This window comes from Enterococcus olivae, from assembly GCF_053760925.1.
In genome coordinates, this window is the sequence record NZ_JBSMVT010000027.1 from 1 (window position 1) to 19462 (window position 19462).

The 19462-nt window shown below is 40.8% G+C and carries 26 protein-coding genes and 1 riboswitch; of the genes, 11 read left to right on the forward strand and 15 right to left on the reverse strand.

The features are described from left to right. Positions 1-266: 266 nt before the first annotated feature. Both ACWODM_RS13550 and ACWODM_RS13555 read right to left on the reverse strand, forming a co-directional pair. Positions 267-806 carry a hypothetical protein gene (locus tag ACWODM_RS13550; protein WP_455321904.1) on the reverse strand — a complete coding sequence of 180 codons (540 nt, stop codon included), beginning with the start codon at positions 804-806 and terminating at the stop codon, positions 267-269. Positions 807-1068: 262 nt separating this feature from the next. Continuing rightward, positions 1069-2445, reverse strand: a complete 1377-nt coding sequence (locus tag ACWODM_RS13555) for an NCS2 family permease (RefSeq protein ID WP_455321905.1) — start codon at positions 2443-2445, stop codon at positions 1069-1071. Between the two features lie 43 nt (positions 2446-2488). Next, a riboswitch (purine riboswitch) is annotated at positions 2489-2590 on the reverse strand. Between the two features lie 213 nt (positions 2591-2803). Here ACWODM_RS13555 and ACWODM_RS13560 point away from each other — a divergent pair. From ACWODM_RS13560 to ACWODM_RS13570, 3 genes are all read left to right on the forward strand, one after another. Further along, positions 2804-3376, forward strand: a complete 573-nt coding sequence (locus ACWODM_RS13560; RefSeq protein ID WP_455321906.1) for a DUF805 domain-containing protein — start codon at positions 2804-2806, stop codon at positions 3374-3376. A gap of 97 nt (positions 3377-3473) precedes the next feature. Next, on the forward strand, positions 3474-4052 hold the full coding sequence (locus ACWODM_RS13565; protein WP_455321907.1) for a TetR/AcrR family transcriptional regulator: 579 nt from the start codon (positions 3474-3476) through the stop codon (positions 4050-4052). A 97-nt stretch (positions 4053-4149) separates the two neighbouring features. Next, entirely contained in the window at positions 4150-4473 is a 324-nt protein-coding gene (locus ACWODM_RS13570; protein WP_455321908.1) for a hypothetical protein, read from the forward strand. Positions 4474-4950: 477 nt separating this feature from the next. Here ACWODM_RS13570 and ACWODM_RS13575 read toward each other — a convergent pair whose 3' ends face one another. The 4 genes from ACWODM_RS13575 to ACWODM_RS13590 form a co-directional block, all read right to left on the reverse strand. Continuing rightward, the gene (locus tag ACWODM_RS13575; protein ID WP_455321909.1) at positions 4951-5133 is read right to left on the reverse strand and encodes a hypothetical protein; all 183 of its coding nucleotides are present in this window, start codon (positions 5131-5133) and stop codon (positions 4951-4953) included. A 104-nt stretch (positions 5134-5237) separates the two neighbouring features. Beyond that, complete coding sequence (locus ACWODM_RS13580; protein WP_455321910.1) at positions 5238-5687, reverse strand: GNAT family N-acetyltransferase; 450 nt, start codon at positions 5685-5687, stop codon at positions 5238-5240. A gap of 87 nt (positions 5688-5774) precedes the next feature. Then, on the reverse strand, positions 5775-5966 hold the full coding sequence (locus ACWODM_RS13585; RefSeq protein ID WP_455321911.1) for a hypothetical protein: 192 nt from the start codon (positions 5964-5966) through the stop codon (positions 5775-5777). Further along, positions 5963-6337 carry a GNAT family N-acetyltransferase gene (locus tag ACWODM_RS13590; RefSeq protein WP_455321912.1) on the reverse strand — a complete coding sequence of 125 codons (375 nt, stop codon included), beginning with the start codon at positions 6335-6337 and terminating at the stop codon, positions 5963-5965. The genes ACWODM_RS13585 and ACWODM_RS13590 overlap by 4 nt, the downstream gene beginning before the upstream one ends. A gap of 128 nt (positions 6338-6465) precedes the next feature. On the opposite strand from ACWODM_RS13590, the gene ACWODM_RS13595 reads away from it, so the two are divergent. Together ACWODM_RS13595 and ACWODM_RS13600 are read left to right on the forward strand one after the other, a co-directional pair. Next, positions 6466-7026: a TetR/AcrR family transcriptional regulator gene (locus ACWODM_RS13595; RefSeq protein ID WP_455321913.1), complete on the forward strand. Its 561-nt coding sequence runs from the start codon at positions 6466-6468 to the stop codon at positions 7024-7026. Between the two features lie 73 nt (positions 7027-7099). Continuing rightward, positions 7100-7627 carry a type 1 glutamine amidotransferase domain-containing protein gene (locus tag ACWODM_RS13600; protein WP_455321914.1) on the forward strand — a complete coding sequence of 176 codons (528 nt, stop codon included), beginning with the start codon at positions 7100-7102 and terminating at the stop codon, positions 7625-7627. Between the two features lie 78 nt (positions 7628-7705). Here the strand turns inward: ACWODM_RS13600 and ACWODM_RS13605 are convergent, their stop codons facing one another. Together ACWODM_RS13605 and ACWODM_RS13610 are read right to left on the reverse strand one after the other, a co-directional pair. Next, the gene (locus tag ACWODM_RS13605; RefSeq protein ID WP_455321915.1) at positions 7706-8140 is read right to left on the reverse strand and encodes an NAD(P)H-dependent oxidoreductase; all 435 of its coding nucleotides are present in this window, start codon (positions 8138-8140) and stop codon (positions 7706-7708) included. A 116-nt stretch (positions 8141-8256) separates the two neighbouring features. Then, positions 8257-8835: an NADPH-dependent FMN reductase gene (locus tag ACWODM_RS13610; RefSeq protein ID WP_455321916.1), complete on the reverse strand. Its 579-nt coding sequence runs from the start codon at positions 8833-8835 to the stop codon at positions 8257-8259. Between the two features lie 122 nt (positions 8836-8957). Here ACWODM_RS13610 and ACWODM_RS13615 point away from each other — a divergent pair, with 122 nt between their 5' ends. The 3 genes from ACWODM_RS13615 to ACWODM_RS13625 all read left to right on the forward strand — a co-directional run bounded on the left by ACWODM_RS13615 (position 8958) and on the right by ACWODM_RS13625 (position 11046). Continuing rightward, positions 8958-9314, forward strand: coding sequence for a winged helix-turn-helix transcriptional regulator (locus tag ACWODM_RS13615; RefSeq protein ID WP_455321917.1), 357 nt, complete (start codon positions 8958-8960; stop codon positions 9312-9314). Between the two features lie 81 nt (positions 9315-9395). Continuing rightward, complete coding sequence (locus ACWODM_RS13620; protein ID WP_455321918.1) at positions 9396-10424, forward strand: M42 family metallopeptidase; 1029 nt, start codon at positions 9396-9398, stop codon at positions 10422-10424. 94 nt (positions 10425-10518) lie between these two features. Then, positions 10519-11046, forward strand: a complete 528-nt coding sequence (locus tag ACWODM_RS13625; protein WP_455321919.1) for a hypothetical protein — start codon at positions 10519-10521, stop codon at positions 11044-11046. 42 nt (positions 11047-11088) lie between these two features. Here ACWODM_RS13625 and ACWODM_RS13630 read toward each other — a convergent pair whose 3' ends face one another. Together ACWODM_RS13630 and ACWODM_RS13635 are read right to left on the reverse strand one after the other, a co-directional pair. After that, a complete protein-coding gene (locus ACWODM_RS13630) occupies positions 11089-12588 on the reverse strand; it encodes a PTS transporter subunit EIIC (protein WP_455321920.1) in 1500 nt (499 codons plus the stop codon). 17 nt (positions 12589-12605) lie between these two features. Next, positions 12606-13298 (reverse strand): N-acetylmannosamine-6-phosphate 2-epimerase, encoded by a 693-nt coding sequence (locus ACWODM_RS13635; RefSeq protein WP_455321921.1) that lies wholly within the window; start codon positions 13296-13298, stop codon positions 12606-12608. Positions 13299-13444: 146 nt separating this feature from the next. Between ACWODM_RS13635 and ACWODM_RS13640 the strand changes: the two genes are divergently transcribed. After that, positions 13445-14260, forward strand: coding sequence for a MurR/RpiR family transcriptional regulator (locus tag ACWODM_RS13640; RefSeq protein ID WP_455321922.1), 816 nt, complete (start codon positions 13445-13447; stop codon positions 14258-14260). Between the two features lie 87 nt (positions 14261-14347). Further along, positions 14348-15400, forward strand: coding sequence for an endonuclease/exonuclease/phosphatase family protein (locus tag ACWODM_RS13645; RefSeq protein WP_455321923.1), 1053 nt, complete (start codon positions 14348-14350; stop codon positions 15398-15400). A 38-nt stretch (positions 15401-15438) separates the two neighbouring features. Here the strand turns inward: ACWODM_RS13645 and ACWODM_RS13650 are convergent, their stop codons facing one another. Together ACWODM_RS13650 and ACWODM_RS13655 are read right to left on the reverse strand one after the other, a co-directional pair. Continuing rightward, positions 15439-15798, reverse strand: coding sequence for a GNAT family N-acetyltransferase (locus tag ACWODM_RS13650; RefSeq protein WP_455321924.1), 360 nt, complete (start codon positions 15796-15798; stop codon positions 15439-15441). 121 nt (positions 15799-15919) lie between these two features. Beyond that, positions 15920-16678, reverse strand: a complete 759-nt coding sequence (locus tag ACWODM_RS13655; RefSeq protein ID WP_455321925.1) for a DUF4336 domain-containing protein — start codon at positions 16676-16678, stop codon at positions 15920-15922. A 150-nt stretch (positions 16679-16828) separates the two neighbouring features. Between ACWODM_RS13655 and ACWODM_RS13660 the strand changes: the two genes are divergently transcribed. Then, positions 16829-17419: a histidine phosphatase family protein gene (locus ACWODM_RS13660; protein ID WP_455321926.1), complete on the forward strand. Its 591-nt coding sequence runs from the start codon at positions 16829-16831 to the stop codon at positions 17417-17419. A gap of 105 nt (positions 17420-17524) precedes the next feature. On the opposite strand, the gene ACWODM_RS13665 is transcribed toward ACWODM_RS13660, so the two are convergent. The 3 genes from ACWODM_RS13665 to ACWODM_RS13675 form a co-directional block, all read right to left on the reverse strand. Then, positions 17525-18136 carry a DUF6287 domain-containing protein gene (locus tag ACWODM_RS13665; protein ID WP_455321927.1) on the reverse strand — a complete coding sequence of 204 codons (612 nt, stop codon included), beginning with the start codon at positions 18134-18136 and terminating at the stop codon, positions 17525-17527. A gap of 179 nt (positions 18137-18315) precedes the next feature. Beyond that, a complete protein-coding gene (locus ACWODM_RS13670; protein WP_455321928.1) occupies positions 18316-18618 on the reverse strand; it encodes a MazG-like family protein in 303 nt (100 codons plus the stop codon). A gap of 21 nt (positions 18619-18639) precedes the next feature. Further along, positions 18640-19452 (reverse strand): YwqG family protein, encoded by an 813-nt coding sequence (locus tag ACWODM_RS13675; protein ID WP_455321929.1) that lies wholly within the window; start codon positions 19450-19452, stop codon positions 18640-18642. Positions 19453-19462 lie beyond the last annotated feature (10 nt).

Sequence of the window (19462 nt, forward strand, 5' to 3'; positions counted from 1 at the left end):
AAGCTTTATCCAAGAGTATACAGTCTGAAAACAGATTATTTTTAGAGAAAATACCTGACCTTATTTCAAAATAGGTTATTCGTTCGATAAAATAGATTAAATATTGAGCTATGAATTATTCAGGTAAGATATTTATCTCTCAAAGATTCTATGTACAAAAGTCTATCACAGGCAAAAGTTCCCAGCAAATCTTTCTGAGTAGACACAAAAAAAGTACAAAACCTTTTACTTGTCTTGTACTGCCTTGTTTTTATTTGATTGTAAACTCATAGAGACTCATTGATCGGCAAGGATTTCTCCACTTTCAAACGATACTGTCTCCAAATTTTGCGTACCCCACCAGTCAGTGTCAACAAACCTGCACCAATTAGCAAATACTGGATAAAACGAAACAGAAAAATCCAGACTAAACTGACTGTATCAATGACGCTGCTTTGATTGTTTACCAACGCAAACTGATAATTAAAATTCATCGCACTTCCATAAGTGTACATGTCGCGAATGATCTGAAACTGGTGCTGCCCGTCATTGAAAAACCATTCCAGTGGTTTGTTGAATAGTTCGTTGCCAGCAACATCTAAAAACATCGCTAAAAAGGCAAAGAGACCCAACATCCAGATCCCTGAATGTTTCCAATCCACTTTGATTCGCAAAACAACAAGCACGAACAAGGCACTCACTATCAAACTGCGTAGCCCCGGCAACAATGAGACATGATTAAGCAGCAGCAACAAATAGCTGAATAAACCAAACAATACGAACACAACAGCAATTGTAAAGCTGAGAAGCTCTAATCTCTTTTTCATTTCATCCTCTCCTCTACTTCCATTCTAACGACAACAAATTAAGATGCTGTAAAATCCTTGTTAAGAATGTGTTGTGTATGAGTTTTTCACAGGCAAATGAGTGACCTATATTCTTTATCACATACGGCGTTCCTAAAAAAAAGCCAAATACCGAGACAGATCACATCAAATAGATAACTCTCATTAAACGTTCGCGTCTAACGAGTATAAAAAAATTCTGACAAGAAGAGACGCCTCTTGTCAGAATTTTTCGTTTTTAATTTTATAGCGTAAATAAGTACGCTACTGAAATCAGCGAAATAATGTGCATAAATGGCGAGATCTCCGCTGTACGTTTGGCAAAGATCATACAAATCTCATAGGATAGGAAGCCTAGTACTAGACCTAACGCGATCGAACCAGTCAATGGCATCATTACGATCGTTAAGAAGGCAGGAATGATCTCTTCAAAGCCTTCTCTCCAACGAATATTCGTAATGTTTTGCATCATGAAAATACCAATTACCACCATCGCAGGTGTCGTTACAGCCGGTGTCACCAATGACAGGATCGGATAAAAGAAGGTCGATAGCAAGAACAAGCCAGCGACAACCACACTCATCAGTCCAGTTCTTGCACCAGCAATGATTCCTGATACAGATTCAATATAGGTAGATAAATTGGACGTTCCAAAGATCGAACCAAAAAATGTCCCAATCGCATCTGCACTGTAGATACGCGTATTATTTTCAAAGTTTTCATTTTTGATGTCAGAGACTTGGGTCGCAGCAGCAGAAAGCGTCGTTGCGGTTCCAAAGAAATCTAAAAATAAGAACGTCAAAATAATGATGATCGAATCCGCAGACAACATTTTATCCAGATTTTTAAATGCTACTAAAAAAGTTTCATTCAACATGGATTCCATCGGTACCGTTGGAAGAACGACAGGTGATCCTGCAGGCAACTGTGGCAAAGAAGCTACTGCACTCTCACTTAGAGAGAACCAATCCATAGAAGCACCAAAGCGAATAAACAACCCACACAACGCAGCACCGATCATTCCCAAGAAGACCGCATACTGATTTTTACGCACCAGGAAAAAAGCAGCCGTCAAAATACCAAAGAAGGCAATCAGGACATTCGGATCGTGAAAACCACCAAATGTAATGAACATTCCTTCATCCGGCACGATGATCCCTGAGTTTTTGAAGCTAACAAAAGCAATAAAAATACCTAAGCCCACAGTACCGGCTTGTTTAACGGAGACGGGAATCGCTTGGATGATTTTTGAACGCAGTCCTGACAGTGCTAGAATAATAAATAAAATAGATGATACCAAGACACAGGCAAGTGCTTCCTGCCAAGATTTACCCATTTGCAACACAACAGAATACGCAAAGAACGCATTCATCGACATACACGGTGCCAGACCTAGAGGGAATTTCGCCCAAAGACCCATGATCAACATCGAGACTGCTGATGAAAGGATCGTTGACATAAAGACAGCATCCTGAGGCATTCCTGCTTGTCCCAGAATGATTGGATTCACAAAGATAACATAAGACATCGCTAAAAATGCCGTTAGACCTCCTGTAAATTCACGTTTGTACGTGGATCCTGATTTTGTGATACCAAAAAATTGATCGATTTTCGTTTTCATTGTTCTCCTCCTTCAAATAGAAAAATCCACAAGCTGGCAGAAGGTTGAACAAGACCTTTGCCATAGTAAGTCACTTTACGGGCGACTTGTAGAGACTTCCGGACCCTATCACCGGAAATATATGGTTTTTCTTACTCAGACATCATAACAAGATTGAAATTAAGAATCAATAGAAAATTCCGAACAAAAACGCTTACGAAACGATTAAAAGTTAATGAATCATTCATAATATTTGTTTGATTCTAAAATAATCCTCTGTAAAGTATCAAATTACTGAACAACCTCTTATTTTTGAGTGAGACGTAGCAAATCAATTTATGTTAAAATAATGAACAACAAACTCACTGGAGGCTTACGGATGGACGACGATCAAACTTTTACCAAAAAGCAACGATTTCTGCAGGCAGTCAAGGATTTTTTTAGTCGTGCACTGGATGTCAACGGTCGGACAAACCGAGTGGATTACGGGTGGACGATTTTATTTTTAGTGACTATCGTTGCCTTTTTTATGCTTTTGAGTCTGGCTTTACTCCTTTCTATGCTAGGCTATTCGAAATTGACTGTCGTGGTGAATTTAGTCTGGATCGTTTCCTCGGTTTTTTTGCTGTTTTTAGCTACGTTGATCCTCGTTCCTTTTCTCAGCTTGCTCTTGCGCCGGTTGCGAGATGTGGGCTTGCGGGGCAGAGGAACTCTGGTACTCATGCTTCTCTGGTTGGGGAGCAATTTTCTGTACTACTATGTCGTGATCAAGCCGCTCTATGCTATCTACCAAAGCCCCTTGTCTACATCCTTCGTTGATCCGATCTATGCTTTTTTGGGTTTTGTCTTTTTTTCCAGTCTCGTATTCTTGGTAGTTCCCTTCTTTCCTGCCAATGCTTTGACAATCAGAAAACCCAATACATTGTTGCGTTTTTTTCTACGATCACGCTGACTGCCATCAAGGATATCTTGACGCTACATAGATTCTATGAGATACTATGAATGAATAATATTTTTAATTCATTCATAAAAGATAAAAAAAGGAGGGCTTGAAGATCGAAGACAAAAAACTCGCGCTAAAAGAAGCCGCTCACCAAGTTTTTTTGAGACAGGGATACAAAGAAACCAATGTTGCTGCGATCGCCAAAAATGCCGGGATCGCTGTTGGATCGTTCTATAAATATTATCCATCGAAAGAAGAGATCTTTATTGAGATCTATGAAGCTGAGAATGAAATGATTCGAAATACGATCATCAACAAAATCAATTGGGACGGCGAACCTGTCGATGTGATCGATGAATTGTTCACTTATTCCATCACCTATACCTCTAACAATAAAATTTTGTCGGAATGGAGCAATCCTGCAATTGCCGACAAACTACATGACTATTATTTGAAAGAAAAAAACAGTGAAAATTATGCCTTTCATCATTTTTTAGTTGAGGCTTTTCGAGAAAGACTTGCAGCAAAACAATTCGACGCCAAATTGACCGAAAAATTGCTCAAGGTGTATGATCTAATCTACTTTATTGACTGTCATGTCACAGATGATTCTTTTGAAGGATACAGCGAAGCTCTTTGGACACTGGTCAAATATTTTATCAAAGGTGTTTTCACAGAAAACTAGCATCACTGGGGGATCTCAGATTCCCTTATTTTAAAAAATAAAAATGAATGAATTTATATTTTTATTCATTCACAAAAAAAAGAAAGGAAGAAATACTATGAATGGATGGTCTATTTTAGGAATCTGTCTAGTTGTTGTCTCACTGTTGACAATCGTTTGGGGAGGTTATCAGTATCCAGTCAATTTTTTGGATACTGAATTTATGAGCTATGTTGTTGGTGGATTGATTTTTGCTACAATCGGGCTTTTCCTGATCTCTGGCGTACCCGTCTCTGTAAAGATCGTGGGTATTCTGCTTTCAACAGCTAGTCTACTGTTGTATATCTATGGATTTGAAGGTATGGATCTGATTTTGAAACTGATTAGCTTTGTGCCAGTCATCGGCTTTGCTGCTTGGTTGATCCTCAAAGTTTTGAACTAAGTGTAGGAGCGATAACGCTCGTTGTAGCAGATGGTATTTCCCTCTACTGTGATGAGCGTTTATTCTAGGTTAACAACGTGCATTTATTGAGGTAACTGTTTTCAGTAAACATTTTGACTCCCCCCTTCTTTTTGGAGTACCATTAAAAGAAAGCGGAGGTAACACAATGAAGAAGATTCTTTCAGAGTTTGACTATAAAGAAGTCATCATTATACTGCTGGGCAATTTTTTATTCCACTTTCTCTTTTTTAGAACCAAACACTTGTATACACCAAGTTTTGAAGACACTATGCTTACCTTCACTGAAATTCTAAGCACGCCTTCCTTTTGGTTGACTTTTATCCTTTCCTCGATCGTATTAGTGTTTTGTGCTATCCTTGTCGATCGTTGGTTGATCAAAAAGAGACTCATCCGGCACAATAAATAAAAATAGAGGAAACAACTGCTTGTCTAAGTGACCGACAGTTGCTTCCTCTTTTACGTTACTTTTTTCTTTGGACAATAGAAGGTACGTACAACTTTTCTAATAGGGAGATACAATAAGGTTCCTAACAAAATACCAACGATCAGTTGATCTGTCGTGACCGCAACAAGCAACAAGAACAATGCCAAAATAAAATTGCTCATCATCCAAATCCGATCTTCCACGTATCCTTTCATTTTGTCCCCCTCTTTTCTTCTCTTTACCTTATAACATCTTCTTACTTTTATTTTACAACAGTAAGCGCTTGAAAGCATCGGGCTCAAGTATGAAAAGAGACTTGTTAGAATTTCTTTAACAAGACTGCTTCGCCATCAATTTCTTCCCCCGTACGTACGAATTCCAAAGATTCATACAAGTGTAGGGCAGCTTCGTTGGAAAAGACTGCAGAGATCCGTAGCTCTTTTTGATTGAGATTTTGTTCAAACCATTTGATACTTTTTTGCAATGCTTTCCTACCGTATCCTTTGTTTTGGAAACGCTGGTCGATCATCAAACGCTCGATCCACCAAGAATCGACAGGATACTGTTCATCCGCATCGTAATAGCTGAACATGATAAATCCTATCATCTCATTTTCTCGATAAATACCAAACGCTTGACGTTGCTCTTCAAACTGACTTTCCAAAAGAGAATACCAGTTAGCTGCGACAAAATCTTTTTGATCAGTCGTAGTTTTCAACTGAATACACGCTTTGTAATTACTTTGATCGATTGCTTTTAAATGAATCATTTTTTACACCTCATTTTTTGACTTTCTTTTACTGGTTATACTTATTATACCAAACAAAATGAGAGGTTTTCTTTAGAACAGCTCTCGTCACGAGTCTTTGGAAAATGAATCTGCTGAAAAAGTTCGAGGCTTTACAAAGAGATATAAAAAGCTACCCGCAAAACTTTTGACTACCGCCAAAAATTCTTTGACCGCGACCTTTCCGCCATAGCTTAATAGTTCAAAGTGCTCGTTGGCTTCCAGCAAATACCAGTCCATTGGTTGAAAGTGATTCTTCAAATAGAAATCCTTGCGTTTTTCACGCTGTTTTTTTTTTTTGATGGCACATCCGTTGCTTCAATACACAAGACGACTCGGTGATTCTTTCGCAACTTGACTGCATCCAAAATGACCGATCCGTAGCCTTTTGAACGTGCTGACTCGCAAATCGCTAAATAAAATACATAGGTAATCTTCTGATGCTCGATCAGATAGGTAAATCCTACAAACTCCTGCTGATCATAATAAGCTACACATTCAACGTTTACTTGCTTGGTGCGATGGATCAAAAACCAAAACGGGATACGTTCATTTTTGGGAAATGCTTTCTGATAAAGCTCCTTGACTTTGTAAATATCTTTATGCTCGTTGCTTAAAGTGATTGCTTCCATAAATACTCCTTTTTGATGACTTTTTCCGCTCCGAATGTTACACTTGTAACGTCAAGACAAGTGTAACAACACGGAAAATGATTGTCAATTCAAGGACAATCGGACTGAACAAAAATGGAGGAATTGTAATGTCGATAGCAAAAAATGACAAGCATGAGATGCTTCGTCTATCCAATCAAGAATCTAATAAACTAACCAGAGAAGCGATCGAATCGGCACTGCTTCTATTGATGGAACAAAAAGAGTTTCATGAAATTACGATTTCTGAGATCGTCAAACGAGCCGGAGTCTCGCGGACTGCCTACTATCGTAACTATCAGTCAAAAGAAGAGATTCTGCAGGCCCTGCTTCAAGAACTGATTCAGGAGATTAATGGAACGATCGCTACTTATTCTTTTCTTTCGGAACAAGAGATCTACTGGCGCACGCTTTTTGTCACCGTTCGAAAACATGCGCAAGCTTTCACTGCTGTAAAAAAAGCCGGCTTCGGACATGTTATTTTGGATGCGATCACTGAACAAATGCTCTCACAAGTGGCAAAAGATTCCTTGGAGACACGTTACGACATGATTTTTTGGAGCGGCGCCTTTTACAATGTGCTGGCTCGATGGATCGACGACGGTCTACAGCCTTCTGAGGAAGCCATGGTTCAAACCTGCTTATTCATCATGGAAAACTTCGATAAATAAATCGTATCAATCGTTATTTTTACTTTCTTCTGTTAGACTAAAGGTAGCATTAAGAAGAATTGGAGGGATTGTTTTGCGTTTAGAAAACCGAAAAATCATCGCCTTAGTCGACACTGACTTTGAAGACTTAGAACTGTGGTATCCCGTTCACCGTCTGCGTGAAGAAGGTGCACAAGTAGACCTGGTCGGAGAAGAAGCCAAGAAAACTTATATTGGGAAATACGGTGTTCCCGCAGAATCAGATTATGCTTTTTCAGAGATCGATCCTGCAGACTATGATGCAATCTTGGTTCCTGGAGGATGGGCTCCAGACAAGCTACGTCGCTTCCCAGAAGTGATCGAAATGGTCAAACACATGGATGACCACAAAAAACCGATCGGACAAATCTGTCATGCAGGTTGGGTACTGATCTCAGCAAATATTCTACAAGGAAAAACAGTCACAAGTACACCTGGTATCAAAGATGATATGACGAATGCTGGAGCAACTTGGGTAGATACACCGGCTATTTCAGATGGTCATATCGTTTCAAGTCGAAGACCACCTGATCTACCAGATTACATGCGCGAATTCATCCAAGTGATGGAAGCCGCCGACTAATCAGCTAACATAAACAGGAGCCAAGGAAAATCTTTTCTGATTTTCTCTTGGCTCCTGTTTTTTATTCATCAATCTTATTTAACATTCTTTTAAAGCATATTCTACATAATTTTGGGCAGCTTCCTGTAATTGCTCCTCGGAATGATGCTCAACACCATATAAAACAAAGGGCTCCAAGAATTGGGCACCTACAAAATGGCTGGTTGCTTCTAAGGGACGCAACAATTCAGGGACCGTGTACTTTACATCACCTTCTGCTGAATAACCGATTTGATCCACTCTGGTTGTCACGGCAACCATGATCTCTTTGTTTTGTAACTTGCTTCCAGTCGAACCGTATGCCCAACCATAAGTAAGAACTTCCTCCAACCATTTTTTCAGTAATGGCGGTGCACTGTACCAGTAGAAAGGAAACTGTAAAATCACACGATCATGCTGATTGATTCGTTGTTGCTCTGCCTTTACATCGATCTGGCCATCAGGATACGCCGCATACAGATCATGGATCGTCACATCAGAAGACTTGCGGAATCGCTTCTGCCAATGTCCGGTTCCCCCTAGAAAAGGATAAATCCGGATGGATAACTAAAACCAACGTTTTCATTCGCTCTCTCCTTTTTCGAAAAAAATTAGTGTCTCACCGTTTTCAATGCTGTTGACCAAGCAACGACATCATCGATCATTTCCCCAAAACGAGGTTCATGGACCGCCATCGGTTTGAATGTTGTCATATTTTCAAAATCGTTGAACAAGCTAAATGCTCCCTGTGGTTCCACTGTGGCGATTTTTAAATTAGAAACCGTTGTGCGTAGTGCCAATGAAGCAGCAATTCCTAAGGTTGAGCCATAGCTGACGATCCCCGCTGCCTTGTGATGCCATTCTTTTCCTAAATAATCCAAATGATCTTTCAAAGCAGATGGGAAATTCTTATTGTATTCTGGTGTCACAAAAATAAAGCCGTCGAGCTGATCGATTTGTTCGGACCAAGCTTTTTGTGCTTTGTTTTCATAGTTCTGATCGGTCATCAACGGTGGGATTGCTTCGTTGAATCGCCCCAAACCGGTTTCCTTGATATCCACGATCTCAAATGTTGCCTCAACACCGCGTGCGTCAGCAAAAGTTTTGACCCACTCTGCTACCTGTAAATTCACACGTACATCACGTGTACTTCCTGTAATGATTCCGAACCAAAGACGCTCTTGTGTCATTTGGCTTCTAGGTTTATACTAATACCAAAGTTTCCTTTTGGGAATAAGGTACTTTATTTAAACCTAGTTACTTTTAGGAAACCATTTGATAAATAAGGATTATTTGAAAGGAGAGTGGCAATATGAACACTTATCAAGGAGAAACGTGTCAGGAATTACAAACAGCCTTAGATATTATTTCTGGCAAATGGAAACCAATCATCTTGTTTCATTTAATGGAAACGGACAAGTTGCGTTTTAGTGAATTGCAGCGATCGATTCCGGAGATCACCAAAAAAATGCTGACCTCGCAGCTTAGAGAATTGGAAGCTCATCAGATCGTCTATCGAAAAGTTTATCAGCAGGTACCACCCAAAGTCGAATATTCCCTCACTGACTACGGATCTAGCTTGATTCCACTGTTGGTATCGATGCGTAGCTGGGGCAGAAAACACTTGGCTCATTTAGAAGCACTTGAAGAGCAGGAGAATCTCGGCTAGCCTTGAATGTGCTGGTTTGATGTTTGCTTCTTTCTTATGCTATATTGTAAAAAAACAATCATTATCAAAAGGAGATTTTTCATGTTTAACAAAGAAGAAACCGTGTCATTTTTAGTTGAATTACTCTCGATCAACAGTCCAACAGGTTACACCAAACACGCAATCGATTTTGTCAGAGAGACCGTCGAAAAGCTGGGTTATCAGCCTAAAACGACTCCCAAGGGTAACCTGATCGTGGAAGTCGCGGGTAAGGATACCACGCAAACCCGCGGAATGAGTGCCCATGTTGACACTCTGGGCTTGATGGTTCGCTCGATCAACAGTGACGGAACCCTAGCTTTGACCAAATTGGGCGGCCCACTAACTCCGACACTTGATGGTGAATACTGCGACATCATCACTCGTGATGAAAAGGTCTATACTGGAACAATCCTGTCCAACTCACCGTCGATTCATGTCTTCACTGATGCTTCGACCAAAGCTCGAGACATCGATAACTTGGTGGTCAAGCTGGACGAACGCGTCGAAAGCAAGGAAGATGTCCAAGCGCTAGGCATCCAAAACGGTGATATCGTCGCCTATGATCCAAAAGTTGTCGTTACCGACTCCGGTTTCGTCAAATCAAGATTTTTGGATGACAAAGCTTCTGTCGCGATTTTGGTTAGTATTCTGGCTACTCTAAAGCAAAAACAGCTTGAGCCGGCGACCAATCTAACCTTTATTTTCTCCACTTATGAAGAAGTCGGTCATGGAGCTTCTTGGATTCCTGAAGATATTACCGAATTACTGGCTGTCGATATGGGATGCATCGGACTAGATCTAGAATGTACCGAATACGATGTTTCCATCTGTGCCAAAGATTCATCCGGTCCTTATGACTATGATCTGACAACTCGCTTGGTCAATTACGCCAAGAAAAAAGAACTAGATTATGCCGTGGATATCTACCCAATGTACGGCAGTGATGCTTCGGCTGCCCTGAGCGGTGGTGCCAATATTAAAGCCGCACTGATCGGTCCGGGAGTTGCCAGCAGTCATGGCATGGAGCGTACACATGTCGATGCCATCCGTAATACTTTTGAACTGATCTTGGAATACATTCAGCATTAAACAAGTAAACTAGTCTGCCACAGTTCAGACTAGTTTTTTTCTTTTAGAGAACGCTTAATATATAATAAAAAGAAAGCGCTGAAAGGAGCACTCGATGAATTTCAATTCGATGAACTTTTTAAAAATGGACTCTTGGGATCAATTTATTCGAAAGTTAGCAATTTTTCCTGTCATCTTTGCTTTGCTGCCGTTTCTTTCTTTGGTCATTCCTCTATTTTTGGTCTTGTATCTTCCTTATCAGATGGATGATTCTCTCGGCATCGAGTATTTTTTCCAAGGCTTTTGGTTTGCTATATCTCGCAACGGAATCACTCTGCCTTTGATTCTACTCTTTCTGCTTCTGGATTATGGACTGCTTGTCTGGATCCTCTTGAATCAACGAAAGTACTTGGATCGACTGCATAGTTTTGCGTTAAAAGCACTAGATTATTTTATCAAACTACACCTCGCTTGTTTTTTGTTTCTCTTTCTTTTGAGCATCGTCAATTCACTGTTTCTAGCTGATTATCCCTTCACTCAATTCAGTGGCTGGATGGTTTATTTTTACCTAGGCAGTCTCTTGGTACTTTCGATCTTGATGAAACAGAAATTGACGCAACAGGGACGATTCCTCAAAAATTAAAAAACATCGGAAAAACTCTTTCCGATGTTTTTTGATTTTGCTTTACTCGTCTTCCCCTAAAATCTGATTGATCTCTTGAGACAACAGATCCGCTTTGCCGCCAAATACGGCTTGGATCCCACCCTGAACTTCAAAAACAGCTGTTGCACCCAGTCTTTGAATAGCTTCCTTATCCACAGATCCACCATTGGTCACTGCTACGCGCAAACGAGTCGCGCAAGCTTCTACCGATTCAATATTTTCACTACCACCTAATGCTTGAATGATGATCAATGCTTCTTGATGCAGACTGCTTGGTTCTGATGATGACGCTTCAACCACTTCTGTCCCAGTCTCCATGCCAGGAATGGCTACTTTGAACTTCGTGATAAAAAATCGGAAAACGACATAATAGATTACTGCCCAGACAATCCCTAATGGAATGACTAACAACCAGTTCGTTTTATCGTTTCCTTGCAGAACACCAAAAAGCATATAGTCAATAAAACCACCAGAGAAGGAATTACCGATTCGAATATTCAACAAATCAGCGGCCAGAAAAGAAAGGCCATCCAAGAAAGCATGGATCACATACAGCCATGGAGCAACAAACAAGAACATGTACTCAATTGGTTCTGTGATCCCTGTCAATGCAGAAGTCAATGCTCCACTGAAATACAGACCCGCATTTTTCTTACGATTGACTTTCGGAATCGAATGGTACATTGCTAGACAAGCTGCAGGAAGACCAAAAATCATCGTAGCAAAACGCCCTGCGAAGAAACGTGTGCCATAAGTGAATAATCCCGTATGATTTGGATCTGCCAATTGTGCGAAGAAAATATTTTGTGCTCCTGAAATCACTTCACCAGCTACGGTTTCCGTTCCTCCTAGTGACGTATACCAGAACAATGGGTAAATCGTATGATGTAAGCCCACTGCACCAGTCAAACGTAGCAGAAAACCATACAAAAATGTTCCCAAACTACCCATTTGCGCGATATTTTCTCCCAAAGTACCCAAACCATTTTGAATCGGTGGCCAAATAACGTAAAAAAATGCTCCCAGAAGAATTGCCGCAAAGGAAGAAATGATCGGTATAAAGCGTGAACCGCCAAAGAAACCTAGAAATTGTGGTAGCTCGATTTTACGATACTTATTATGTAAAAAAGCAACCGTACTACCAACAGCAATCGAACCGACTACTCCGGTATCGATCGTGGCATCCACTTCAGAAAACAATTGCAAAAATCCACTGATGGTAGCTGTATAAACAAGATAGGCAACCCCGCCAGCTAAACCTGCTGTTCCTTTATCCCCTTTTGCCAAGCCGACAGCAACACCGATCGCAAAGATGAGGGCCAAATTTGCAAAAACTGCATTTCCTGCATAGCGCATGATACTCAGGATCGTTTGTAGCCAAGCCTGATCTAAAAACGGATACGCAATCAGGGCACTTTCATTCGTTAAAGCACCGCCCAACCCCAACAATAACCCAGCAGCTGGCAAGATAGCAATCGGCAACATCATTGCTCTACCAATTTGCGAAAACTTTTTAAACATTTTTCATTCCCCCTATTCTATTCGTTAAAAGCAGCAATAAAACGACTTGCGATTTCTTTTGGTCTGGTAATCGCTCCACCAACAACGATTCCCGCGACACCTATTTTTTTGATTTTTTTGACTTGTTCTGGTGTTTGGATATTGCCTTCTGCGATTACAGGAATCCCTTCCGCTGTCAATTGTTCTATTAACGGAATATTCGGCTTTTCGGCATCCAGGCTCTCTGTTGTATACCCACTCAAAGTGGTTCCTACAAAATCGATGCCTGCTTGGAAAGCATTTATACCTTCGTCAAAGGTCGCAATGTCTGCCATAAATAATTGCTCAGGGTATTTATTTTTTATTTCTTGGATAAATTGAGCAATCGGCTTGCTATCATGACGTTCCCGTAACGTGCAATCCAAAGCAATCACTTCGACACCAGTTGCTACTAGCTCATCAACCTCTCTCATCGTAGCCGTGATAAATGGTTCCTGCGGCGGATATTCTCTTTTGATGATTCCAATCATGGGCAGATCGACGATTTCTTTGATCTCTTGGATGTCTCGGACCGAATTTGCTCGAATCCCAACCGCGCCTGCCTGCTTAGCAGCTAGGGCAAACAATGGCATCACCCCACCTTTTTCAGTATACATAGGCTCTCCTGGAAGCGCCTGACAGGAAACGATCACCCCACTTTGCATCTGTTTTACTAGCTCTACTTTCTCCATGCTCCTTTTTACCTCCAATACTATTTTATAAATGGAGTTTAACTCCATGTCATGAATTCTATCATGTGATTTCTTTTTTGTAAACTATGATTTCTTTTTTTGAATGCGCTATAATAGAATTATTAAGCAGAAGAGGACAAACATTTATGAAATTTACTCAACTTGTACAAGAACATTATCCAACCTTGACGAAATCTGAAAAAAAAATAGCGGATTATTTACTTGAAATCAAAGAAAAAACGATCTATTCCACCATGAGCGATATCAAAGAAATGACTCAAGTCGGAGATGCAACGATCGTTCGTTTTTGTCAGAAATTAGGATTTTCAGGTTTTGCAGACTTGAAAATAGAAATTGCTAAAGAAGACTTTAGTCGCAGTCAACCAGTCGAAGAAAACACCTTTTATGATCACGTACTGGATCGGCTATTCGATGCCTTGAATTCTACTCGACAACTGATCAATGAGAATGAATTGATCCGTGCTCTTTCAGCAATCACAGACGCACGTCATCTTTACGTATTTGGTGTGGGTTCAAGTGGCAATACTAGTATGAATCTGGAAAATATGTTTCTACGTGTCGGGGTTCATTGTAAAGCAGTGACGGATCCCCATTTTCAAGCACAGTCGGCTTCTTTACTGAATGAAGAGGATGTAGTGATCGGATTTTCTTTGAGCGGACGGACGAAGGACACGTACGACTCCATGAAGATTGCTAAGGACAACGGTGCAACGATCATTGCAGTGACCAATTATCTTTCCTCACCGATTGCCAAGCTGAGTGATACTGTTTTACAAACAGCGATCGAAGAATTTCTGGACGGTGGTTCTTTGGCTGGAATCATTTCCCAGCTGTATTTGTGCAATGTACTAGTCCAGGGATATGAAAGACAAAATCAGGTCGATACAATATTGTTGAGAGAAAAAGCTTTGCGTTCAGTAATCGATAAGAGCATCGACTAGTTAAATAGACCTCAACGTCTATCGGTTTCGAATTGTTTCAAAATAGGCTACAATGAGAGTCTATAGAAGGATAAAGGACGAGGTTTTATGAAACAAACATTAAAATTTTTAGGCTCTTTACTATTACTGGTTTTAGCAATCGTATTCTTAGGTGTTGCCTATCTTTCAATCCGTGAGTATCGACCAGCGGCAATCGAAGGGATCGAACCTCCCCGTAGCGAACAGGTCTTAGATCAAGAAAACCTGTCCCTGATGATTTACAATATCGGTTATGCCGGTTTAGATGAGCAGGCGGATTTCTTTATGGATGGTGGAAAAGGCGTACAACCAAAGGACACGCAAACCGTTGAAAACAACCTAACAGGCATTGTTGAAACACTTCAAGAGCATCCGGCCGATGTCTACTTGCTGCAGGAAGTCGATCGTTATTCCAAACGCTCCTATAAAATCGATCAGGAAGTCTTCTTAAAAGAAGCGTTGTCTTTGAACAGTGTCTTTGCCTATAATTTCAAGGTGGACTATGTCCCTTATCCCTTCCCTCCAATTGGTCGGGTGGAAAGTGGGCTGACTACCCTGACCCAACTGGATATTAGCGAAGCCCAAAGAATCGCCTTACCGGTTCCTTTTTCTTGGCCTGTTCGAGCAGCTAATTTAAAACGCGGGCTGTTGGAGACTCGTTTACCGATCAAAGACAGTGAGAAAGAATTGGTTCTCTTCAATGTGCATCTTGAGGCTTACGACAGTGGCGAGGGAAAGATCGCTCAAAGCAAAAAGCTGGCCGAACTTTTGGAAGCTGAATACCAAAAAGGAAATTATGTCATTGCAGGCGGTGATTTTAATCAGACCTTTGAAGACAGTCGTGAATTTCCCAAGACAGAAGATGCAACATGGTTTCCAGGTGCGATGCTAAACGCTGATCTTCCAGAACATTTTTCTTTTGTCTTTGATGACACACATCCAACGACTCGCCTGTTGAATCAACCCTACACTGGCGATTATGCCACATCACAGGTTTATGTGATCGATGGATTTATCCTTTCTGATAATTTAGAAGTGGATCAGGTGCAGGTGATCGATAAAGATTTCAAATACACCGACCATCAACCTGTCAAATTAGAACTTACTTTGAAAAACAAGTAAAAAAGTCTTACTCCAACCACAAATCGGAGTAAGACTTTTTATTTTGAAAAGCGGACATAGACCAGATCGTCATTGTAACGTACGCCGGTATCTTGAAAACCAGCCTCTTGATAGAATGCTTGAGCAACAGTGTTTTGTCCCTTCACTTCGAGAGTGATCGGTAATCTCGCAAGATTTTCTGCCTGTATCTCTTCAAGCACTTTCCTTAGTGCTTGCTTACCAAAACCTTGCTTTTGAAAGGTTTGGTCGATAAAAAAGCCAAACATTCGATAGACAGCTGTATAATTTGGGAATAATTCTGGTTCATGCTCGGCAACTTCGCTTTTTCCATAAAGAACCAGACCGACAGGAATTTTTTCATCCAGGATCACAAACAATTTTTCTGGCGCCTTCTCCATCAAACCAGCCTAAGCCAAGGCGATAGTGTATGCCGGTGTTTCGACAAATTCTTCTTGGTTCTCACCAACCGTCAAATGTAAGACCTCTTGAAAATTATCAAAAGATAGTGGGTCAATTCAATCATTTTTTCTTTCCTTTTTCTAACCAACGAAAAGCTCGTTGAAGCTCGGCTGTCCCATTAGTTGCATACCAGCGACCATGAGCAAGTATGATCTTCTCCGGTTGCCAAGCAAGCATTTGCCGATAGCATTGGCGAGCTTGCTTTTTTCTTCCCGTAAAAGTCATCCGAAAATCAATCGGTGTCCGACCGTCAGGATCAGCGATTCCGGCAAGCCGGTGAACGACACGCCAGAAAAAACTGCTACGCTGGGGTTCAAAGTTCTCAATCAGATCTGTCAAAATCAGCGTTTGACTGCTTTTATGGAAGAAAACAACTTCTTCTACTGCCAAGCTACCTTTAAAATGCAGCTGTTTGATCTCCGACTGCCAAATACGAGGAGCTTTTTCTTCCAAAGGCTGATCAAAAACTACGGATATTTTTTGTGAACGAGCTCTTTTTTCGACACCTGGACTGGACCAAGTAGTCGCTTGCGGATAGTGCTGCTTCCATTCCCCGATGAATGCATAGTGGATTTTATTGGGTGAAATCAGATGTCTGACTTCACCCAACTGATCAACTTCCGCCAATAAGGAAGCTGTCGGTTTGATCGGTGAATGACACCACAGAGAACCATCCTTTAATCGAATGATCGTCATTCTGGTCGAAAAAGGAACTCCCAGAGGCCCAACAGCCATGTTGATTCGTTCACCGTCTACGATCCAGATGTTTTGATCGACTTTTTTCAATGTATTTAATGGTTCATATGCAGGGATCGACATCGGCCCGCCTCCTTTTTTATTCAGTATAACATAGCTCTTTCAGGCAAAAATTTTGGATAAATGATTTCCTGCAAAAGAGGAAATAGGCATCGATCGGCGAAACACTTGTGATAACATAGCAATAGAATGACACGGAAACGAGGCGAAGGAATGAAAAAAACATTGTACTTGATGCGACATAGAGAAACCTTATTCAATCAACTGAATAAAATACAAGGCGCTTGTGATTCTCCTTTGACAGAAACAGGTCTTCAACAGGCACAAATAGCCAAAGAGTATTTCAAAAACAATGAGATTGTTTTTGATGATGCCCATTGTTCAACCTCTGAGAGAGCTGCAGATACCTTGGAATGTGTGACTGATTTACCTTACACTCGTTTGAAAGGGTTGAAGGAATGGCATTTTGGACTTTTTGAAGGAGAACCTTGTGTCCTGCAGCCTGCAGCACCCTATGGCGAATTTTTCGTTCCCTTTGGTGGTGAAAGTGAAGCTCAGTTAGAGCAGCGGATGGTACAAACGCTGACCCAAATGATGAAAAACACTGCTGGAACAACTGTTTTAGCCGTTTCACACGGAGCTTTCTGTCGGCATTTTATGCAGTACTGGAGCCCGGAGCCTAAGAAAAATATCCGGCTCAGTAACTGTGGTATTTTGAAGTTCACTTACCATGAGGACGAAACCTTTGAGTTATTAGAGATTGTTCATCATGATTTTCAGCAGAAAAGTATTCTGAACGAATAAACAATTTGATAAAAAACAACCTTCAAAAATTAAACGCAGAAAAAAGCGAATCAATGAGCGATCTTCATGGATCAATCGCTCGTTTGATTCCCTTTTATTTTTGCTTTACTGATTTTCGTCTTTATAATACGCCGTTTCCGGTATTCCTCCATCTGCTTCAGGAGCAAATAGCAATGTTCCTCCATTGTTTCCCATGATGATCCTATCAAAATTAGAATCAGTTCCATCCGTTCCATTCGGACCAGTTCCTTCCGGAGTCGTTCCTTCCATGGCAATCATGAGATTCATACCATTTGGTGCAGGAGCAGGATCAAAAGATAAGTAAATGACGTTACTCATTTTTTGGGGATTGACTAACGAATACTGACTGTTTGAATCGTCATTTAGAACGGTCACCGTTCCATCTTCGAATACCAATTGATAGCCGTCAGAATTGGTCCAGGTTCCATTTAACGAGCGATACTCATTATTCAATATTTCGCTTTCATTGACCGTTACCAGTTCAGGTTCTTCTTCACTCTCTTCTGAAGATATTTCTTGACTGGATGATTCAGTGGATTCATCGCTTGCTGAAGACTGGACACTTTCTGTGGATGATTGTTCTGTAGCGATAGTTTCCGTGGAACTGTCTACCTCTTCTGAAGCTTCATTTGAACAAGCGACCAAGACGATTAATGACATGCTTACAAAAATCGATAACCAGAATTTATTTTTCATAATTATCCCCCTTTATTATAAATAACATACCCTTATTATACTCATAAAGTAGTCAATAATCATGCTTTTTTGTCCTAAAACAAAAACTATTTTAGTCATTCGCCATCCGTATAGTAAGAAAAAAATACCCAAACTAGGAATCGATGGCTCATTTGGGTACCATTTTGAAATTTTCTCTACTATTCGTCGATCCTGTCAGCATATCCTTGCGCATTTCTTTGATAGACACGTTTGCTATTGATCGTCATTTTCTGTTGGATCTCTGTTTCCAGATCAATCCCTAAAATTTCAGAGAGACCTAAAAGATAGATTGCTACATCGGCCAATTTCTCGCCGATCCCCTCTTTCTTTTTATAGGTATCAAAGGCTTCTGCAACCTCACCATACAACAGTAGAAATTCTTTTTCCACATTGCTCACGTTGAATCCATGATCCACTTTGTTTTGGTAAATCGCTTGTTGATATTCTGCTAGTCGGCTCATTTCCTCACCCTGTCTCTTGATTTAGTAACAATCCCAATTATACATCACATTGGAAAAGTCTCGTAATTCCAAATCTGGTTTTGAAATGAAGAAGTTTCCGACACCTGAATCTCCCCACATGATTCCGGATTGATCCGTATCTAGCTGGAATAACAGCTCCGTATGGGTCACCTCATCAGCATACTTACGTGGATCCTCCTGTGTAAAGAAAGGGTAACCACCCATTTGACTGCCACTGTGATGATCGAGCTCGAAAAGTGCATCCATAACATCATCGGCAGCGTCTCCAAACTGCTCCTCAAAATACTCGTAGTAATCGACACCATACACGTTCTTGAAATCGTAACTATCTCTTGACAAATACCGCTTTTCGATGGTTCCGGTCATTTTTAGTTCGGTATCAACAACCGTAAATTGTTCCTCGTCGTCATAAGGAGCAAACAAGGCAACGATCTCTGCTTGAGAATACGCTTCGGCTGTTATCTCTTCAAAGTATAGAACCCGAAACCCAGATGTATTGGTCGGCTGATCAAAATCTAAACCGATCAAATCGTCAAAGCCGTCCACATAAAAAGCCAAAATTCCTGTCTCCGGATAGGGAGTCAAGGACGGCATCTCTGCAAAGTTGATCTGTGCTAGCAAAGTCAATGGTTGACCTTCAGCATTTGTAGGGTACGCTTCTGCTTTTGGCAAATAGCCGATCCCCCCTGCTTTGCTGGCTGTTATCGGCAGTTCACCTAGATCCTCAAAAGAAAACACCAAAGCCTCGACTTCCGTTTGTTTGAATCTATCGTATTGCTCATCCTCTGGGAAAATATCTCGCAATGTGTCCATCTTCTCGCCC

Excerpts from the sequence above, each read along its gene's own strand:
- ACWODM_RS13550 (WP_455321904.1), bottom strand. The coding sequence starts at position 806 with ATGAAAAAGAGATTAGAGCTTCTCAGCTTTACAATTGCTGTTGTGTTC.
- ACWODM_RS13555 (WP_455321905.1), bottom strand. The coding sequence starts at position 2,445 with ATGAAAACGAAAATCGATCAATTTTTTGGTATCACAAAATCAGGATCC.
- ACWODM_RS13560 (WP_455321906.1), top strand. The coding sequence starts at position 2,804 with ATGGACGACGATCAAACTTTTACCAAAAAGCAACGATTTCTGCAGGCA.
- ACWODM_RS13570 (WP_455321908.1), top strand. The coding sequence starts at position 4,150 with ATGAATGGATGGTCTATTTTAGGAATCTGTCTAGTTGTTGTCTCACTG.
- ACWODM_RS13575 (WP_455321909.1), bottom strand. The coding sequence starts at position 5,133 with ATGAAAGGATACGTGGAAGATCGGATTTGGATGATGAGCAATTTTATT.
- ACWODM_RS13580 (WP_455321910.1), bottom strand. The coding sequence starts at position 5,687 with ATGATTCATTTAAAAGCAATCGATCAAAGTAATTACAAAGCGTGTATT.
- ACWODM_RS13590 (WP_455321912.1), bottom strand. The coding sequence starts at position 6,337 with ATGGAAGCAATCACTTTAAGCAACGAGCATAAAGATATTTACAAAGTC.
- ACWODM_RS13595 (WP_455321913.1), top strand. The coding sequence starts at position 6,466 with ATGTCGATAGCAAAAAATGACAAGCATGAGATGCTTCGTCTATCCAAT.
- ACWODM_RS13610 (WP_455321916.1), bottom strand. The coding sequence starts at position 8,835 with ATGACACAAGAGCGTCTTTGGTTCGGAATCATTACAGGAAGTACACGT.
- ACWODM_RS13615 (WP_455321917.1), top strand. The coding sequence starts at position 8,958 with ATGAACACTTATCAAGGAGAAACGTGTCAGGAATTACAAACAGCCTTA.
- ACWODM_RS13620 (WP_455321918.1), top strand. The coding sequence starts at position 9,396 with ATGTTTAACAAAGAAGAAACCGTGTCATTTTTAGTTGAATTACTCTCG.
- ACWODM_RS13625 (WP_455321919.1), top strand. The coding sequence starts at position 10,519 with ATGAATTTCAATTCGATGAACTTTTTAAAAATGGACTCTTGGGATCAA.
- ACWODM_RS13630 (WP_455321920.1), bottom strand. The coding sequence starts at position 12,588 with ATGTTTAAAAAGTTTTCGCAAATTGGTAGAGCAATGATGTTGCCGATT.
- ACWODM_RS13635 (WP_455321921.1), bottom strand. The coding sequence starts at position 13,298 with ATGGAGAAAGTAGAGCTAGTAAAACAGATGCAAAGTGGGGTGATCGTT.
- ACWODM_RS13640 (WP_455321922.1), top strand. The coding sequence starts at position 13,445 with ATGAAATTTACTCAACTTGTACAAGAACATTATCCAACCTTGACGAAA.
- ACWODM_RS13645 (WP_455321923.1), top strand. The coding sequence starts at position 14,348 with ATGAAACAAACATTAAAATTTTTAGGCTCTTTACTATTACTGGTTTTA.
- ACWODM_RS13650 (WP_455321924.1), bottom strand. The coding sequence starts at position 15,798 with ATGGAGAAGGCGCCAGAAAAATTGTTTGTGATCCTGGATGAAAAAATT.
- ACWODM_RS13655 (WP_455321925.1), bottom strand. The coding sequence starts at position 16,678 with ATGTCGATCCCTGCATATGAACCATTAAATACATTGAAAAAAGTCGAT.
- ACWODM_RS13660 (WP_455321926.1), top strand. The coding sequence starts at position 16,829 with ATGAAAAAAACATTGTACTTGATGCGACATAGAGAAACCTTATTCAAT.
- ACWODM_RS13665 (WP_455321927.1), bottom strand. The coding sequence starts at position 18,136 with ATGAAAAATAAATTCTGGTTATCGATTTTTGTAAGCATGTCATTAATC.
- ACWODM_RS13670 (WP_455321928.1), bottom strand. The coding sequence starts at position 18,618 with ATGAGCCGACTAGCAGAATATCAACAAGCGATTTACCAAAACAAAGTG.
- ACWODM_RS13675 (WP_455321929.1), bottom strand. The coding sequence starts at position 19,452 with ATGGACACATTGCGAGATATTTTCCCAGAGGATGAGCAATACGATAGA.